At 53.5% G+C, this 17,661-nt stretch carries 15 protein-coding genes; 1 reads left to right on the top strand and 14 read right to left on the bottom strand.

All coding sequences use genetic code 11. The features are described from left to right. The first annotated feature begins 467 nt into the window (after nt 1-467). Complete coding sequence (locus tag AC1EJ1_RS01060; RefSeq protein ID WP_480295199.1) at nt 468-1,421, top strand: Abi family protein; 954 nt, start codon at nt 468-470, stop codon at nt 1,419-1,421. Here the strand turns inward: AC1EJ1_RS01060 and AC1EJ1_RS01065 are convergent. The 14 genes from AC1EJ1_RS01065 to AC1EJ1_RS01130 form a co-directional block, all read right to left on the bottom strand. After that, on the bottom strand, nt 1,418-3,388 hold the full coding sequence (locus tag AC1EJ1_RS01065) for a DNA polymerase (protein WP_480295200.1): 1,971 nt from the start codon (nt 3,386-3,388) through the stop codon (nt 1,418-1,420). The two genes, AC1EJ1_RS01060 and AC1EJ1_RS01065, sit on opposite strands and share 4 nt — an antisense overlap. A 76-nt stretch (nt 3,389-3,464) precedes the next feature. Then, on the bottom strand, nt 3,465-4,019 hold the full coding sequence (locus AC1EJ1_RS01070) for a DUF2815 family protein (protein WP_480295201.1): 555 nt from the start codon (nt 4,017-4,019) through the stop codon (nt 3,465-3,467). A 34-nt stretch (nt 4,020-4,053) separates the two neighbouring features. Next, the gene (locus AC1EJ1_RS01075; protein ID WP_480295202.1) at nt 4,054-5,220 is read right to left on the bottom strand and encodes a DUF2800 domain-containing protein; all 1,167 of its coding nucleotides are present in this window, start codon (nt 5,218-5,220) and stop codon (nt 4,054-4,056) included. Next, entirely contained in the window at nt 5,177-5,587 is a 411-nt protein-coding gene (locus AC1EJ1_RS01080; protein WP_480295203.1) for a hypothetical protein, read from the bottom strand. Before AC1EJ1_RS01080 ends, AC1EJ1_RS01075 begins: the two co-directional genes overlap by 44 nt. Next, nucleotides 5,584-5,829 carry a hypothetical protein gene (locus AC1EJ1_RS01085; RefSeq protein WP_284899058.1) on the bottom strand — a complete coding sequence of 82 codons (246 nt, stop codon included), beginning with the start codon at nt 5,827-5,829 and terminating at the stop codon, nt 5,584-5,586. The genes AC1EJ1_RS01080 and AC1EJ1_RS01085 overlap by 4 nt, the downstream gene beginning before the upstream one ends. Before the next feature lie 5 nt (nt 5,830-5,834). Further along, on the bottom strand, nt 5,835-6,569 hold the full coding sequence (locus AC1EJ1_RS01090) for a sigma factor-like helix-turn-helix DNA-binding protein (RefSeq protein ID WP_480295204.1): 735 nt from the start codon (nt 6,567-6,569) through the stop codon (nt 5,835-5,837). A gap of 148 nt (nt 6,570-6,717) precedes the next feature. Beyond that, a complete protein-coding gene (locus AC1EJ1_RS01095) occupies nt 6,718-6,897 on the bottom strand; it encodes a hypothetical protein (protein ID WP_480295205.1) in 180 nt (59 codons plus the stop codon). Between the two features lie 80 nt (nt 6,898-6,977). Then, nucleotides 6,978-7,649 (bottom strand): ImmA/IrrE family metallo-endopeptidase, encoded by a 672-nt coding sequence (locus tag AC1EJ1_RS01100; RefSeq protein ID WP_480295206.1) that lies wholly within the window; start codon nt 7,647-7,649, stop codon nt 6,978-6,980. Further along, on the bottom strand, nt 7,646-8,023 hold the full coding sequence (locus tag AC1EJ1_RS01105) for a helix-turn-helix domain-containing protein (protein WP_480295207.1): 378 nt from the start codon (nt 8,021-8,023) through the stop codon (nt 7,646-7,648). The genes AC1EJ1_RS01100 and AC1EJ1_RS01105 overlap by 4 nt, the downstream gene beginning before the upstream one ends. 106 nt (nt 8,024-8,129) lie before the next feature. Continuing rightward, a complete protein-coding gene (locus tag AC1EJ1_RS01110; protein WP_480295208.1) occupies nt 8,130-11,117 on the bottom strand; it encodes a type I restriction endonuclease subunit R in 2,988 nt (995 codons plus the stop codon). After that, nucleotides 11,117-12,448, bottom strand: coding sequence for a restriction endonuclease subunit S (locus AC1EJ1_RS01115; protein WP_480295209.1), 1,332 nt, complete (start codon nt 12,446-12,448; stop codon nt 11,117-11,119). Before AC1EJ1_RS01115 ends, AC1EJ1_RS01110 begins: the two co-directional genes overlap by 1 nt. After that, on the bottom strand, nt 12,448-14,517 hold the full coding sequence (locus AC1EJ1_RS01120; RefSeq protein WP_480295210.1) for a type I restriction-modification system subunit M: 2,070 nt from the start codon (nt 14,515-14,517) through the stop codon (nt 12,448-12,450). The genes AC1EJ1_RS01115 and AC1EJ1_RS01120 overlap by 1 nt, the downstream gene beginning before the upstream one ends. Continuing rightward, complete coding sequence (locus AC1EJ1_RS01125) at nt 14,489-14,695, bottom strand: type II toxin-antitoxin system Phd/YefM family antitoxin (RefSeq protein ID WP_480295211.1); 207 nt, start codon at nt 14,693-14,695, stop codon at nt 14,489-14,491. Before AC1EJ1_RS01125 ends, AC1EJ1_RS01120 begins: the two co-directional genes overlap by 29 nt. Nucleotides 14,696-15,341: 646 nt before the next feature. After that, nucleotides 15,342-17,066: a SpaA isopeptide-forming pilin-related protein gene (locus AC1EJ1_RS01130; RefSeq protein WP_480295212.1), complete on the bottom strand. Its 1,725-nt coding sequence runs from the start codon at nt 17,064-17,066 to the stop codon at nt 15,342-15,344. Between the last annotated feature and the right edge of the window lie 595 nt (nt 17,067-17,661).

Here is a 17,661-nt window from a genome sequence, read left to right on the forward strand (position 1 = left end):
CCTTCCTGAGAGCCCCAGGTAGGTAAAATAGGTGCGCCGGCGGCGCGAAAAGAGTAGGGCTCTTACCCGACTGCCGACGAACCCGAAAATGTTAAATCAAGCTGTCACGCAACTGCCACGACGGGCAGCGGAACCAGAAACGAATAGGGAATATACGTTGTAGCGATGCTGGGTTTATCCCGTGGAACAATCCCTGACCTATTGGCTTGATCAGGGGCGTGAAAAACATTGATAAGCAAAGCGCGTGAACTAGACCGTGTGACGCTGCGCAGCAGTATCTAGGAACAGCTCTATGGTTGTGTTCGAGAAATACTGGTCGCAGACGGGCTGGGTTTGCTACAGACACAAGACGTTTACTGGTTGTTATTTTCGTTGTTCTCGCTTAGAATGGTGCTATCAAGACCGGTTCCGCCCGTGAGGGTCCAGGGCCGGTCCTCATTGTTTCTACGGCCGAGTAGGAGTTGGTGATGCCACAGTCTCTAGATGCTCCTTTGGCTAAGCAGTTCAAAACGCATGGCGAGCAGATAGCTTTGCTGCGTGAACGCGGCATGCTAATCGAATCTGATTCTGAAGCGTGCCGGCTACTCGAACGGGTGAATTACTATCGTCTTTCGGGATACTGGTATTCATGGCGCAAACTACTAGAACCGGGGAAACGTGCTGATAGTTTTATCGAGGGCACGACCTTGGATGATGTAGCTGCCGTCTACATGTTCGACTGCAAGCTTCGTGAGATTGTGTTTGCCTGTCTTGCTCCGATAGAGCTTTCGGTGCGCTCCATGCTTGGGCACGAACTCGGTCGCATCGACACTTTCGCGCATCTACACCCAAATGTTCTCGGGCCGCTATCACAAGCATCTGACGGCGAAGGGTCGTCTGCCGGGTACCAAAAGTGGCTGGCACGTTACGAAAAAGAACTACGTGCATCGCGCGAAGACTTCGTTGCTCACCACAATAAAAAGTATGGTGGCAAGCTTCCTATTTGGGCTGCTGTAGAAGTGATGGATTGGGGTTCACTGACCTACCTGTACCAGTTAGCTCCCATCGGTGTGCGAGACACAATCGCGGCTCGCGTAGATTTGACTGCAGCCCAATTCGGTTCGTGGTTGAAGGCGCTAAATATTTTGCGTAATTATTCAGCCCATCACGCGCGCATGTTTAACAGGGTTTACACCATCAAGCCACGGTTACCTAGAAAAGGCCGCCATACCGAACTGGACATGATTGCAGGCGTGGTAAACCGCACTTTCGGGCAATTAACTTTGATCCAGTATCTTCTCGTTCGCCTAGACCTAGGGAACACAACTCGTCTTCCTAAACTCCTTGAAAAGTACCCCCAGGCTAAGCCGCTACCGATAAGCCACCTTGGCATGCCCGATAACTGGCAAGAAAATCCTCTCTGGGCAACCAAAACCATCTAGTCTTTGCGGTAGTAGGCGCACTCGTATCCGTCTGCGGTCAAGGGCAAACCTTTAGCCCAACCTGGCAGGCGTGACATCAGCTGGCAGGCGTCTTTTACCGTGAAGCCGGAATCTACGGACTCGTCGATGACGATTTCGTCGTGAACATGCATCACAATCTGGTGGCCGGATTCAGCAACGTTTTGCATACCGTTAACGAGTAGGTCGCGGGCTATGGCTTGAACGATATTCTCTGTGAGTTTGCCGCCATAGGTTTCCAGGTGTCCCCACTTGCGTCCGGTGTTGATTCCCCAGTAGGTGATGGAGGTGCCACCGAACCTGTTTTGACCCAAACCTGGTTTCACATATGCCAACCTTCTACCGGATGGCAAGGTGATGAACAAGATGCCAGACTCAAGCGTAAAGGTAAGGTTGCGTAGCCGAATAGGCTGTCTAGTGGTGATGGCTGTAAGTGCTGCATCTTCTACTTCTTGCCACAACCAGACAATATGGGGGTTAGCAGCCCGCCAAGCATCCACGATGGGTTTGAGCTCGTCCTCGGCCAGTCCCATGCGCAACGCGCCCATTGCTTTAAGCGCGCCGACGGAGCCGCCATAGCCGCAAGCCAGTACCGCTATTTTGCCTTTTTGTCGTAGCTCGCCGTTTACACCGTGTTTTTCAACTGGAACTTTGAACATGCGACTAGCAGTCTCACAATATAGATCCTTGCCATCGCGAAAGGCCTCGAGTGTAGTTTTTTCACCTGCGAGCCAGGCAATCACGCGGGCCTCAATAGCGCTGTAGTCAGCGACAATAAAACGGTTACCGGAGGCGGGTATGAAAGCGGTGCGAATCAACTGAGAGAGAGTGTCTGGCACCGAATCGTAGAGCAACTCCAGCGCCTCAAGATTCCCGGTCCTTACAAGGGTACGAGCTTCATCGAGGTCAGGCAGATAATTACGCGGCAGATTCTGCACTTGAACTAACCTGCCTGCAAAACGTCCGGTACGCCCTGCCCCATAAAACTGTAGGAGTCCGCGCGCTCGCCCGTCCGCCCCGGAGACGTTTTGCATGGCCTGATACTTCTTGACGGAAGATTTTGCGAGATCCCCGCGCAGCTGAAGTATTTCTTTAACTACGCCTCTAGCGTCCTCGAGGGCGGTTGCCACCTCGGCTTTCGTAAGCGAATCGAGAGGACAACCATTTTGGGTCAGCCAGTCTTTAAGCTGGATCGGGCTATTCGGATTCTCCAAACCAGTCAGCTCTTGGGCACGATCCAGAGTTGTATGCCGATGCTTTTCGTCAAGGGTAACGGCGGCATCCACAAAGGTCGCATCGAGCTTGATCCCAGCATCGTTAATGCGCTGATCCAAGCTATAGGCTTCCCACTCGGCCTCTGGTACGGGAAACTTTGCCAGGCGGGTGTGGATGGCTTGTTCTACTTCTACGTCATGGCGGTTATATTCGATGAACGCTTTCCAGCCTTCCGGATCCGCCGAGGGTAGATTACGCCGCGCGCCCTTGTTAATCAGGTTTGGGGTCGCTGGCGTGCAGAACTGCTTGATTAGTTTCTTACCGGCCGCGTCTTTCTTCACCGGCAAGTCAAGGACGCGAGCTACTTGGTCTAGGCTCATTGGCATCCCAAGATATGCAGCCCATACCATGGAGCAGCGCCACTGAGTAGGATCCAGGAAACTGCCTTGAGGTAATAGTTCTGGGTGGTAGCGGTGTAACCAAGATGAGAGGCAGATGCGTTCGAAGGACGCGTTGAACGCCCACTTAACCACACCAGGATCCACCAGAGCCGCAAGTATCTCATCGGGTAGTTTTTCTCCGCTCGCCAGGTCAACCACCTGCACTGGCTGCTCGTCTATGGCGTAGCCGAACAGGAGGATCTGGAAGTCAGGATGGGCAGAATATGGGTAGACCCCGGTCTTGGAGAGGTTAAGGGGGCTGTAAGTTTCCAGATCAATACTTAGATATTTCAAGGTTTAATCCTTCAAAATCAGGTGTGGTGGGCAGCAACCATGTAGCTACTGCCCACCACTGGTATGTATTTACCTGCTAGTTAAGGAAGTCCTCGTTAGCAGTGGAAAACGCAGCGAAGTCTTCCTCAGCGCTGACGTGTCCGCCACCGAGCGGTTCACCGTCCCGAATTTTTTGGATGTTGCCCAGTCCGCAGGCGATTCCCTTATTGCCATTGGTGTTGAATGCATAGAAGGTAATGCTCGCGCGGGCGTAGCACCCTGAGTAGACCTGGGATCGATCCAAGATTGGGGCTAGTGACTCGTCTACCACTTGAGGTGGGGTAGTGGAGTTAGCGTTAACAAACATCGCTCCCTCATATGGCGGATCATCGCGTTCTGTATCCCCGTCACGCAACGGTAACTTCAGCGCAGCCTTGTTTGGGCGTTTACCGCCGAACTTAGCTGTGCCTGCTTCAATGGCTGCGTCGATAGCGGCCTCAATCTTCGCCAGCGTCACTTTGTCAGACTTTGGGATGATCAGGCTTACCGAATATTTCGGTTTGGATCCTTGGATGGATTTCGGCTCGAACAGATTCGCGTACGAAAGACGTACTTCGCCGGTGATGACTCGAGTTGGATTCTTTACTGACATGGTTATTTACCTTCTTTCTGTATTTTTCTTGGTTTTATTTTTTTTGAAATTCTTCAGCCGCGCTGAGTGTTAGCGCGGGTCGTTTATCGGTTTCAGGTACCAGTGTGGGTTTACCGGGCGGCTTGATAACCAAATCTCCAAGGAGTTCGTTGAACCGTTTCTTGCCCAGCTGTTTTTCCAGCGCCGTGATCGTCTTGAGCTTGCGCTCGAAAATGTCGTTAATCCCGGCAGCCTGGGCTGTCTCCACGACTTTGGTTTCGTCGACATATTTGCGGATACTTCTGCCTTCGACGAGTTTGAAACCAGCCCAGGTCTTGCCTTGATTGACCGCAAGGGACAGTGCGTAGGACTCTACATCGGATGCCCATCTCTTTAGCTCAGGTAGTTTCGTGAGTACCTGGGCAATCTCTGCATCGGAGAGTTGGGGTGGGGGAGCGAACTCGAGTTTGGCTAGCTCCAGATTCTTTTCGGCTCTGGTGCGGCAGGTAGGGGCTATTTTGCAGAACCGACACCAGCTACCTGCGGTAAAAGAGCCTTCGCCTTTCGAAGCCAGCTTCGCTGTAGGGCGCACAACCTCTTCAGCCCAGGTTTGAAGATCTGCCACGCTGACATGCCAGGTCGCTACGTTGGATCGTCTGGGTTGGAAAATCGTCACCGCAACCTCGCTAATCTCGTAAAGAGCATCGAAAGCGTGAAGTGCGCCGAGGGCGTACAGCGCGAGCTGCGGATTCTTCTCAGCCTCAACCAGTACGCCTTGGCCGTACTTGAAATCAATAATCTGCAACAAAGGCTCGGCAATAAGCACGCAGTCCCCGGTACCAAACCCACCAGGAACGAGATGCGAGTAATCAAGGCGCTGCTCGATGAGCGCCACGGGATCCTTGCACGTCTTGCGCGCTTCACGCAGGCGCTCTTGCACGAAAGTAAGATAGTCGTCGGTGAGGGCCTCCATTTCACTATCAATCCAGGTGGACTCCGGTTTCATGCTTGGCGAGAGGTGTAAGGCGCGACGTAACTTCCACTCCGCAAGAGCGTGAGCGATGGTGCCTTGCTCGGCAGCAGCCGAAGTAGAATCCGGCAAGCCAGCCTCCACTAGGGCTGATGGCGGACAATTCAGCCACCGGTGCGCCCCAGAAGCCGATAAGAGAGCATGTTGATCAGGCATCAGCAAGTCCTCTCGCCCGCGTAAGCAACCATTCATAATTAGCTGGATCTACTTCCGAGAGACGATCAGCCCCCGCATCCACAATCAGCTGACGCACCTGCTTGGTCAGTCCTTTACTGGAAAGATCAGAAAGAACCGCGCGTACATCCTCAAGTGAAAGCGCCAAATCTGGAGTTTCAACCTGAGGCGAATCCTCTGCTTGCGCCTGCTCATGTTCAGCTGCTGCAGCCTCAAGGGCTGGCTGAGCGAGCTGGGCAGCAGCAATAGGACGCGTACCTGGCATGCCGACATGATCTTCGAAGCCTTCCCAGGCAGCCGATTCCACATCAGCCGCTAGACTAGTAACCAGCTCGGCAACACGATTAAGAGCAGCAATAACGTTGTTCGCTTGCGTGATGTTCACTTCGATTCACCGCCTTTAGCCACACCGACAGCTTCAGCTAGAGCCATCAAAGAGTCATCGGGTTTTTCACGAATATCAATCTCGTCAACACTGTCGCCAGGGACGATGATCATCAACCTGCGCGGAGCACCAAACAAAACTCGTGCTATTCGTTCGCGTATTTTTACGATTTTGGTGCCAACGATTCCCGGATCGGTCGGGATATCTTTGGCGATGTGGAGCTTGAGCCTGTGCTGGGTCATCTCCGTTACCTGCCTTTCTTGGGTTGGGGACCTGCCTCATCGGCTGGCCCTCTCACCCCACTGCCGAGAACCGCAGGAGTGTTAAGCCGCGACTGTTCAACTGCCTCGATCACTGCGGTCTTCACCTCGCGAAACAATTGCGAAACCCGAGCTCGCGACAGATCCAGATGCCTGGCCACATCGGCTTGGCTCATGCCCTGCTCAACCATCAGTTCAGCGACAAGCTGATGCCGGTCACCGAGCTGTGCGATAGCTGCCCACATGGCCGCCAGATCAGCTGCACGGTTGCGAGACTCCTCTGCGGCAATCAGGGCGTCTTCTGGAGTGTGCCCTGAGGTGGTAGGATCACGATCGATTTCGAACATCTGATCCAGCGACCAAGGGTGAGTTGAGGGAAGACGGCATCCACGACGCTCACCGCAGCCCGCGCCACAGGTGCATTTGTTCGCACCAGGTCCTCGGTCACCGCGATGGAACTCGTGATTCACCTTCTCTTCGGCATTCCACAGTTCATCAACGATTTCCTGTGGATCGCGCGGCTTGATGTCCTCGATAGATTTCCCAGCCTGCTGGGCGCGTTCACGGCGATCATTTTCGATCATGAGCGCGAATTCGTCCGGGTTGAGGATGTAGGTTTCAGTTTCGGACTTGTTACCACCACGGTCGGATTCATGCTTGAAGCGGATGGTCAGTGATGGGCTTGAATTGTGGGGGCTTTGCCCTGTCTTGCGATTTCGCATTGGCGTTCTCCTGTCGGATTGAGATCCGCAGGAGCCCGTCGAGCCGTAGAAACGACAAGACGGGCAGGTTCACGCGCCTCGAAATTGAGGTGATGCGTGACCCATGCCCGTCTAGCGGTTCTGCGGATCGAACTTGTGTGATCGGTATTCAGTTGTGTGCTTGAGCGTTAATGACCTGGTGAGGCCTGCGCTCATGGCATTCGTGGAAGTGGCCAACTTCGTCAAACCACAGCCGTGACAAATAGCCCTTGTGGACGATTTCGATTTGCCTGCGCCGTAGATCGACTCGGCGGATTGTTTTTCCTGCTGCGTTCTTGACTGTTTCCATCACACCTCCCTTCATTTACTAGTTCGCTAACTTGCGAACAAAATAGATAAAAAAGAGCCTCAAGCTCAAAGCTGTGATCATTACGCGGCGAGCTTGAGGTTTTTGATTCGAAGGCTAGTTGCCTGCAACGATGTCTCGAATGTATCGGCAAGTTTGCATACGACAGCTTTTTTCCGCCGCTCGGCAAGGTCGTACCAGCTACCTGGAACCAGCGTCCGATACATCTGTGAGAAGGGGTCTCGAGGCATCAAGAGTGCGGCCCCTAGGTAGTTTGCTTGAAATTCCGCACGGTCGACCTTGTCGCTTCGCACACCTTCAGTGTTGGTCGTAAAGGGGCGGTAGCCGGTGTTGCCTGAGCATTTCATTAAAGGATCCCGGTAGTAGATGTTCCGATGTAAGATCAGATGCGCGCACTCGTGCGCGACGGTAAATCGCAGTCGGCTCTCGGGTGAGCCGCTGAGTGCTTGATGGTCGATCACGATCGTCCGTGATGGAAATACGACATCGCTACTGCAGCCCGCATGATCAACGACCGGTATAGAGAGTTCTTGGAAGACTGACATGCCCAGAACGCTGCCATCTGCGGAGAGTCGGTGATAGTCAATGGTGGCTTCCAAGTGAAACTCTGCGAAGCTGTCAACATCTAGCGGCGCGGGAGATTCAAGATGCGCGCCGCCACGATATTCTGCAAGGATTTCCTCGGCCTTGGATTCAAGCTTGTCCTTGCTGAGGTACTGGGGTGGAATGCTCACTGGCTAAAATCCTCGCCTTCAATAATGTCGATAATGCTTTTCCACTGCTTGTCGCTAAGATCGCGTTCTTTCGCGCGACGCAGAGCTACGCGGGCTAGATCGGTTTCCATGATGTAGCCCGATATATCTGCGGAAACCTGGTTGTCTCTGGTCTTTGCAGCCAGGTCAAACATCTGCTCACGCTCCGCGTTGGTAAGGCGCAGGGCTGTTGCAATCTCGTTGAGCTTGCTGTCGGGTGCCGCTCGGCGACCCTTCTCAATGTCGCTGAGGTAAGGGGCGGTTACGCCGATCATGTTGGCAAACTGCCTCATTGTGTACTCATGCTGTTTGCGGCGTTCGGCGATAAATTCACCGAACTCTAGATTGTCGCTCATTCCTTCTCCCTTCCAGCGTTCGCTAACATGCTAACATGTTAATAAGTGGGGTGCAAGTAGACCCGCTCGATGGCGTGTCGAGTGGGTCTATATCTTGGATGGCTAGTTAGTCTTTACGGTTTAGACGGGAATGAATCAGCGGGAGCAAGATTCGGTCAATGTCAGCCTTGAACTGCAGATCCGACAGATACTTGATCGCGAAGTCTTGGTTCTGGTTCATCCGGTCGAGCACGATGTCTTGGATGCGTTCGGCGTACACGATGGAGAACATGTCGAGAGAGTTGTGGGCGCGGGACTTGACTTCAGCATCTTCGACCATGTCCTCAGTGAGCTGCTCGATGACTTTATCCATATGGGTGAACTCAGTACCCCAGCGGTCATTGAGCTTGGAGATGATGTTGGACAGGTTGTCCTTCTCGTCCTCGCTCGCACCGCCGGTGTCGGGGTTATTCGACAGCTGCCCTTGCTCAGCGGACAGGTCGATGGAGCCTTCGTAGACCTGCTGGAGGCGGTAGTACTGCAGGGCAACTTCGTCTTCCAAATGTGGGGTGGGGTCGCCCTCGATGCGGAGCTTGCGCACCAACAGCTTGGCGTAGGCGGCGAAGCGGTGGAGCCGCTCGTCGTCGTAGCGGATTATGTGGGTCAGGAAATCATAGTTACGGTTGAACTTATTCATCCGCGCCCTCACCTCGAGCTTGTCCTCTTCGGTCAATTCGTCAAACCGGGCGACAGCAGGGTCAAGGTAAGCATTAAGGCGGCTGAAATCGAGGTTCGTTTGCTTCTTTGACTCGGTGAAGAACACCTTGGTAAAGCCCTCGATCTCCTTGTCTGTCCACAAATGATAGGAAGCGAGGAAGTGATAGAGGTCGTAGACGATGTTCGGGTCGGTTTCCTCGGTGATCCCGGTGGAAATATAGTAGTCCTGGAACGACTTCTGGATATCTTCTGCGGTGTTGACGAAGTCGAGCACGAACGTGTCGGTCTTACCCGGATGCATACGGTTGATCCGCGACAGGGTTTGTACCGCTTTGACCCCGTGGAGCTTCTTGTCCACATACATCGTGTGCAGAAGCGGCTGATCGAAGCCCGTCTGATACTTCTCAGCCACCAGCAGCAGTTGGTACTCGCCAGTGGCAAACTTCTCCGGCAACTCCGCTTCGGGGATCTGGTTGAGCTGTTCCTCGGTGTACTCCGCCCCCTTGTCCTCGACCGTGCCTGAGAACGCCACCAGCACGCCAAGATCCGTATACCCCATCTGCTTGATGTAGTTGCGGAAAGCAAAATAGTAGCGCACCGCATGCAGGCGTGAACCAGTCACCAGCATTGCCTTGGCGTTGCCGCCAATCTTGTGGGCGACGTTGGCGCGGAAGTGCTCGATGATAATCTCAGCCTTTTGCCTCAGGTTATAAGGATGCAGACTCAAGTATTTGCCGAGCGCCTTGTTAGCTTGCTTGGTCGAGTATTCAGGATCATCCGCAGTGGTTTTCCCGACCCGGTAAAAGGTCTGGTAGGTGGTGTAGTTCTTGAGCACGTCAAGAATGAAGCCCTCTTCGATGGCTTGACGCATCGAATACACGTGGAACGGAACCGGGGTGGCATCAGGTACCGGGGTGCCAAAGATCTCGAGCGTTTTCTGCTTCGGGGTCGCAGTAAACGCGAAGAAAGACAGGTTCTGCTGGCGTCCTTGCGCGCGCAGCTCCTCCGCGATTTGTTCATCAATCTCCAGCTGCTCGGCCTCCACCTGCGCCTCGGCAGCCGCATAGCGGTCAAGCAGATCCTCCTCGGACTCCTTACCCGCCGTGGCAGTATCCGCGAGCACCTGCTTGAGCCTCTCCGAAGCCTCACCAGTCTGGGAAGAGTGCGCCTCGTCCACTACCACTGCAAAACGCTTACCAGAAGTAGCGATCTGACTAACATCAACAAACGGGAACTTCTGCAGAGTGGAGATGATGATCTTCACACCATCAGCTAGCGCCTCGGTAAGCTGGCGGGCGTTCTTGTCAACCTTGACCACCACGCCAGCGGTATGATCCATCGCGTAAATAGTGTCCTGCAACTGCTTGTCCAGCACGCGCCGGTCAGTTATCACGATAATCGAATCAAAAACTGCACGCTGCTGTTCATCATGAAGGTTCGACAAATGATGCGCCAGCCAAGCAATCGTGTTCGACTTACCAGACCCAGCAGAATGTTGCACCAAATAATTCTTCCCAGCACCATTATCCTTAGCGTCGGCAACGAGCGCACGCACCGCATCAAGCTGGTGGTAGCGCGGAAAGATCAACTTATCCTTACGCCGGTCGCTCTCATGCGGAATGAACTGGACGAAACGATGCAGAATATCTAACAGGGAATCCTTCGCCAGCACCTCTTCCCACAGATAAGACGTCTTGTACTTACCTGGTACCGGCGGGTTACCAGCACCATTGTCAAAACCACGGTTAAACGGGAGAAACACCGTGTCCATCCCTGCGAGCTTGGTGGTCATCCACGCCTCGTCAGTATCAACCGCGAAATGCACCACCGCACGCCGGTTCAACCCAAACAGCACCTCGTTGGCTGGGCGGGACCGCTTGTACTGGTCAATTGCGTTCCGATAAGTCTGCCCAGTAAGTTGGTTTTTCAACTCCAGTGTGACGACAGGTATGCCGTTGACGAACAGCACAGTATCCACCGAGTTCTCGTTCTTCGTCGAATAGTGCAGCTGTCGCACCACCGTCATCCGGTTCGCCCAGTACTTCTCTGCCAACAACTCGTTCAAATCCGAACCCGGGGCAAAGAACACCAGCTTGAACCTCGCCCCAAGGTCTTCCACGCCACGGCGTAACACCTCGACCACACCACGGTCATCGAGCTGTTTGGCCACCCGTTTACAGAATTTTTCGCCAGCCTTCTCCCCATGAATACGCTCCAGGCGCTCCCACTGCTGCGGCTGAGTCTCCCGCACAAAATCCAGCAGGTCCTGCGGATACAAACCGAGCTGCCTGTCATACCCCGAGGGCGACTTCGACTCATAGAGATCGAATTCGGACGGGCCAACGTGAGTCAACCAATACTCGATCTCGTCTTCAAACCTACGCTCAGACGTATCCATCACGCCACCTCTCCCACACGGACCTTGCCCGTTACTGCATCATTAATAACCTGCTTGCGATACTTACTCAACAACTCAATCTGCCTGTTGATACCCTCTACGGAGGAATCGATTGCTTTTGTTTCTCGCTCTAGGTACGCAACGATTTCATTTTGCTCGTCGATAGGTGGGGAAAAGAATGGAATCGAACGAAGTGCAGACATCTTAAAATCCCATTGGTCCGTTCTGATTCCATAGGAGTCTCGGCCAAAGAAGGGCACGTATGCATCAGACCTGATCGCCCAGTTGAAAAACTCGGGGTTGGGGTAATTCAGCTCAAACACGTAATATGCAGGGCTTACGATCCCGTCCAGCCTAGAAACGCCGTAAGACCCACGCCACGCCTTCATTTTATTCATGGCAAACTGCCCGCGATCCACGGCTAAATACCCACTCAGATCATCTGGTAGCCGGTTGTGATTATCCGGAGATCCCTCAGTTTCTCGGTCTACGACCCCATTCACTCGTTCCACGGATAGAACTCGGCGTTCAGGCTTGTTTTTGGTACTCACTCTGCGAAGCATGGATTTGAGAGAGTCTTCTGACCAAGCTGAAGGAATCTCTCCGATCCACGAAATTCCGCTGTCGCGCATCGGCACATCCGGATCAAGGCCACGAGTCACTGTGCGGGCGATCAACTCACGCCGATACTGCTCCAACAGCTCTACCTGGAGAGACAGCTTCTCGATGAGAGAATCAATCTCAGCCGTCTTGCGATTCAAAAACTCAACGATGAATTGCTGCTCGGCTAGCACTGGAATGCTGACGCGTAGCCGCTTCACATAAGCTTGATTAATTGCTGGCTGAGCGCCCGCTTTTGTACTTTCGCGACGAATCTCAAGCTGCGCATCCGATGATATGAGCCGATAGCGAAGAAAATCTGCTGAAATATCCGGAGACTTTGGCTCAATAATCAGAACATTAGGATTAATGGTCGCCCTCTCAAATCTGCCATCATAGATTGCGCAATCACCGACTCCCGCACCAACTTTTGTCATCAGAATCTCGCCGCCATTCAAAGCAATTTCGGGTGATTCTAAGTATTTCTGTGGGGATAAGAATGATAGAACTTCGTAATCAAGCGTTCCATTCTTCTCTATATTAGTGCCCCCGAACACAACGGCCGCTCCAGGAGTCTCATTGCTGACTAAATCCTGTCGGGAGTACCCTTTAAATCCGATTCGCCCGTGGACATAACACATCGAACTAATCTTTCTGGCTTTCCACGCGCTAGGCACTGCAGAAAGCCACGGATAGCCGTTATTAAGTCCTCCCGATTTCCCTGTAGCCATTACTTCACCTGTTCTTTGAATAGTTTGGCGATGTCCGCTTGGATGCTAGCGGAGAGGGCTTGGATCTCGGTGAGGGTTTCGGCTGGGTCGCCGAGTTCTTCGTATTTGTAGAAGTAGCGGGTGAAGGGGATCTCGTAGCCGATTTTGGTTTTGTCGTGGTCTATCCAGGCGTCGGGGGCATAGGGGATCACTTCGCGCTGGAAGTATGCCTCGATATCCTCTCGGAGCGGGATCTGCTCAGTGTCACGCAGGTCCGCGTCTGGCTCCGGGTTACCTTTCGCATCCACGCAGATGTCTGCGTCAGGGTTCTTTGTGCCGAGTTCGGCCACGATCTTTCGTAACACTGTGATGCTGATCTTCTCGTCATGGTCTTTAATGCCGCTACGGAGGAGGTCGGTGAATTCGTCCCGGTTGAAGTACACCTGGTCGGCGTCGAGTGCCTCGAGAGTGGCGATGACCGCGTCCTGCACCCGCTTGCCCACCTCGATTTCTTCGGTGCGCGCAGGTTCGGTTCGTTTCCTCGACGTGGCAAGATCCACGAATGGCTTGGCTTGTTTGAGTGCTTCGATCGCGTCTGGGGTGGTTTGGAAGCTCAAACGTAGTGGGCGTTCCACGACAACTTCGTGGTAAGCAAAGTCTTCGGTGTCGAAGATTTTCGACTCTTCGGTTTCTTGGAACGCGCCGTAGACGCGAGTGATGTCAGCGATGTTGTCTTCGGTGAGTTCTTTGCGCTTTTCACCCAAGGGCTTACGCATCCTCTGAAAGTAACTGGTCGCGTCGATCAGTTGCACCTTGTTCTTGCGGCGACGTTCCTTCTTATTTGAAAGAACCCAGATGTAGGTGAGAATGCCGGTGTTGTAGAACATCTGATCCGGTAGGGCGATGATAGCTTCGAGCCAGTCGTTCTCAAGTATCCAACGGCGAATCTCTGATTCGCCCTGCCCGGCTCCACCTGTGAAGAGGGGTGAGCCGTTGAACACGATCCCGATCCGTGTGCCCGGGGCATTGACGAGGTCCTCGGGGTCGTAGGGCTTCATTTTGGAGATCATGTGTTGCAAGAAGAGGAACGAGCCATCCGACACGCGCGGCGTTCCCGCTCCGAAGCGCCCCTGGTAGCCCTTGCGTTCAGCCTCTTCTAGAATCGGGTCGGCGTATTTCTTCCAGTTCACGCCGAAGGGCGGGTTGCATAACATGTAGTCAAACCGCATGCCTACTGTCTTGTCGTTAGTCAGTGAGTTGCCGAGGTAGATGCGTTCTTGGCGTTCGCCCTTGATCATGATGTCGGACTTAGCCACTGCATAGGTTTGCGGGTTTAGTTCTTGGCCGTACACCTCGAGGCGTGCAGTCCCGTTCAGGTCATCAACGTGCTGCGCAGCGATGGAGAGCATTCCTCCGGTGCCGACCCCAGGGTCATACAGTGAGGCCATGGCTCCGTCTGCGCAGAGTCGATTGATGTCTTCTTCTGGGTTGAATAAGAGGTTGACCATCAGGCTGATGACCTCACGCGGGGTGAAGTGTTCACCAGCGGTCTCATTCGACAGTTCAGAGAATCGGCGGATGAGTTCTTCGAAGATGTAACCCATCTGGTCGTTACTCACCGCGTCAGGGTGGAAGTTTACCTTCGCGGAGGTGAACTCGCTGAGCACGTGATACAGCAGATTGGCCTTGTCGAGGCGCTCAATCACGTTGTAGAAGTTGTAGGCCTCCATAACCTCGCGCGCAGCTGGGGCGAAAGCCTGCACATAGTACGACAGGTTTTGCTCCAAATTGTCGGGATCATCAAGCAAGGTTTTTAGGGTGAAGTTCGAGGTGTTCCAAAACGGGTATCCCGTTGCCTTGGCGTACTGGAGCTCTTTGATCTGGTTCGGCATCGACGTGGCCTTGATGTCCAAAACTGCCTGCTTGGTATCGACCAGAACCGAATCGAGGCGAGTGAGCACGGTGAAGGGCAAGACCACGTCACCGTATTCGTGTTCCTTGTAGTCGCCACGTAAAATCTCAGCGATATTCCAGATCAGCGAAACATGACTCGCTAGTTTTTCAGTGCTCACTTGGATCAATTCCTTCATTCATCATTCGTTCGTAGCGGTCATTTGAGATCAGCACAGCAATTGGCTTGCCGTAACGCAAAATATAGGCAGACTCATCTTTTTCTACGGCTTCCTTGATTAGTTTGGAGGCCTGACCTCGCGAAAGGTCGCCAATGTTGATATGACGCATTGGCGGTTTGCGTCGTTTGGCTGCCATAGCTCTCCCTCTAACTCGAACGTCTTGTCTTAAGTTTCCCACAATTAAGTGTCCAAACACATGTAAAACACGGGTTAATTTACATTTAGAATAAGTAGTTAAATTACATGTAGAAATTTGTGTAAATCTCTAAGTATTGATTGGGATGGCTCGTCTGCTAGTAGTTGGATACCCTCACGAATGAAACTCGTTAACGCAAGGTAATAATCGCACCCCCCTGCGTCGTGAAGGGTGTTAAGGATCAAATAAGAGAACCGCGTCCCAATGGGGAGCAACAAGGCATGAGGCTGCCTGAGCCCACCTGCGAAAGGTTAAAATACCTGTTCAAAAGCAGTTATTACGCACAAGCGTTGGTTATCAAATCCGACGTCCTAATATCCATGCTTCTTGCGTAGCATCAACGAAAAGGCGTGATTATGCGCCGCTTTTTCCGGCGTCCAGCAGATAAGTCTGCATCATGCAGCTCTTGACTGACATACCGAATGAATCAGTGTGGGGCGCATTGTGCGGATGTGTGACCACCAGATGCTACGAATCATGAACTGCAGATATGAAAGCCGGGTTCGCTACCGTGAAGGTAACGAACCCGGCCGATATTGAGCGATGCCGTTGAGGGGCGGTCAGTCGACAACCCCCTCGGCAATAGCTACTTGGACGAGCGGCGACGAAGCATCAGCGTCATGCCACCTGCAGCCACCAAGGCGACGCACGCAGTCGCAAGATCTGCAGCGTTGGCGCCTGTATTCGACAGGACGATCTTTGTGGGCGGGGTCTTCGTCGGCGGTGTTGGAGGCACTTCCGGCGGAGGAACCGATCCGGGGTTCTCGACTGTCACCGTCGGGGTCGACACAGTCTGGTCGTCAGATGTCTGCAACGGAACATTGAACTGCGTCCACGCATTGTCGATGCGGTAGGGATCGGGAACAGCGACCTCCTTGAGCAGGTAGGTGGCGTCAGACGCCAGTGACTGTTGAGGTGCCGCATAAGCACCTTCAGCGTCAGTGATGATCTTGCCGTCAGTCATGTTGTCTAACGTGATGCGGCGAACCGTCTTGCTGCACTCGGAGGCAGTGTCTTCAGCGCCGTTTTTGAGCGGGCAGATATTCACCGTAGTCGTATCGGTCAGATCCGGTTGCACGCCACACTTGCTGACCGTGGGATCGACAACCTGGTAGAGCTCAAACTCAGCTCCGGCAATGGGCGTCTTATCGAGCGTGCTCACCTTCGACAGGTTGAAGGCTCCCTTGATCTTCTCATAGGTGTAGTAGAAGTGCTGAGTCTTTTCATTCGACTTGTGGTATCTGGACGCCACGTTCGGGCCGTCCTGGTATTCAGGATAACCACCTTCAACGTTCATGCCCTTATATGCGCCGTCTTTCATCGTCGGCAGGTCGAAGCCGACATACTTGTATCCCGGAATGTCGGCAATGAGGGACTGCGGCGTCGGCTTATATGGGAAAACGAGCTGATTACCATTCTCATCGGTGAATGGCTCAAATTCCCCTGTCTCAGAATTGAGATTCATTAACCTTTGCCCCGAAAGGGAATCCCACGTCCGTCCGCCGGTGAGGTAATACTGGTAGGGATATTCTGCGAAGAACGCAGTACCCGGCGCTGCCTCGAGCGGAACAGCCGCGTCAGAATTCAGGTTCGGGTAAATCTTGTTGATCGGCACTGAATTGGCAAGTTCGGTAAGCTGCTGACCTTCAGCTTCTAGGCAGTCAAGCGTTGTGTAGGTTGAGCCCTCGAATTGGCCACCCCATCCGGCTTGTGGGCGTGCCGTATACTGGTTCTTCAGTACTTCGTCTGTGCCAGCAATTTCGTTCGGAAGACCTGCCGACTGGGATTCATCGGTCGGGCTGCCGGACGCCTGAGGAAAACCGCGAGCTGCACGATACTCGGAGTCGAGGACGTAGCGTACATCCATGCTCGCAGCGATCGGCACAGTCATACCGTTCGCCTTCGCGCCGATCGATCCGCCGTGTGTATCGCCCGTGGACCCGGTGCCAAAAGTCATGCCGCCCCAGTCAGCGTTGTACGGCAAATAGACGTCGTATTGCATGGTGTGCTCAACGCCCGGGCCGAAGGTGTCTTCAAAGACAAAGTGAATAGGCTCGTAGAACCCGTCGCCGTTGTGCATACGCACAAAATTGCCCTTGCTGTCCTTGACCACCGGATCGTCGGCCTTATAAATGTCGGTTGGCTGCCCGTCGTAAAGGAAATTCTCCACGGGCTTCCAGATATACGCATTGGGATCGGGATTATCGACCTGCGTGTACTGCCACGTCGTGCCGAAGCGGAATTCGAGCGTAGGAGCAGTAGTTTCGGGATCAAGGCTCTTGTCGTAGGACCACCGAACTGTTACGCGCATGCCGTCACACTGGTTGATGGCAGCCGATTTGAAGCCAAAGAAGGGGAGGGGCGCCAGCTCCGGATTTGCTGAGTGAATGCATCCGTCCCCCTCATCGGTCTCAGGATTGAAATTTGGATCTTTCTGTCCAACGATGCGTTGGTACGACAGCTCATAACTAGGGAATGGTCGCTCTGCAGCCTGGCTGCTCTGCTGTATCGGTACAACAAACGCTGTGGCAGCTACGATCGACGCCCCGAGCAGCGCCGCGACTTTTCTGGCACGCACTGTGAAGTGAGATTTCATGGCGTTTTCAGCCCTTTCGCCTGTTGCGTTGCCGACTGATGGCATCGCAACGTCGTAGGTCAGTGAGCACGAGACGGGATAGTCGGGCGCTCACAGTTGAGTTAAAGAATCTGTTGAGTCCCATTGCCACCCGATGGGCATCGTGTGTGAAGCGCCACGGCGTCTTATCGTCCATGTGCAGTGACGAGGGCGTCTGTGAATGCCCGCACTGAATGTCATCAGGTCTAGATGGGATGCAGAAAAATCATAGCAGTATTATCGATCGTTCGAAAAGTAAATGAACGGTAAGTATTGCTGAGTGTGAGTTCAC

Source organism: Pauljensenia sp. C0170B4, assembly GCF_056590235.1.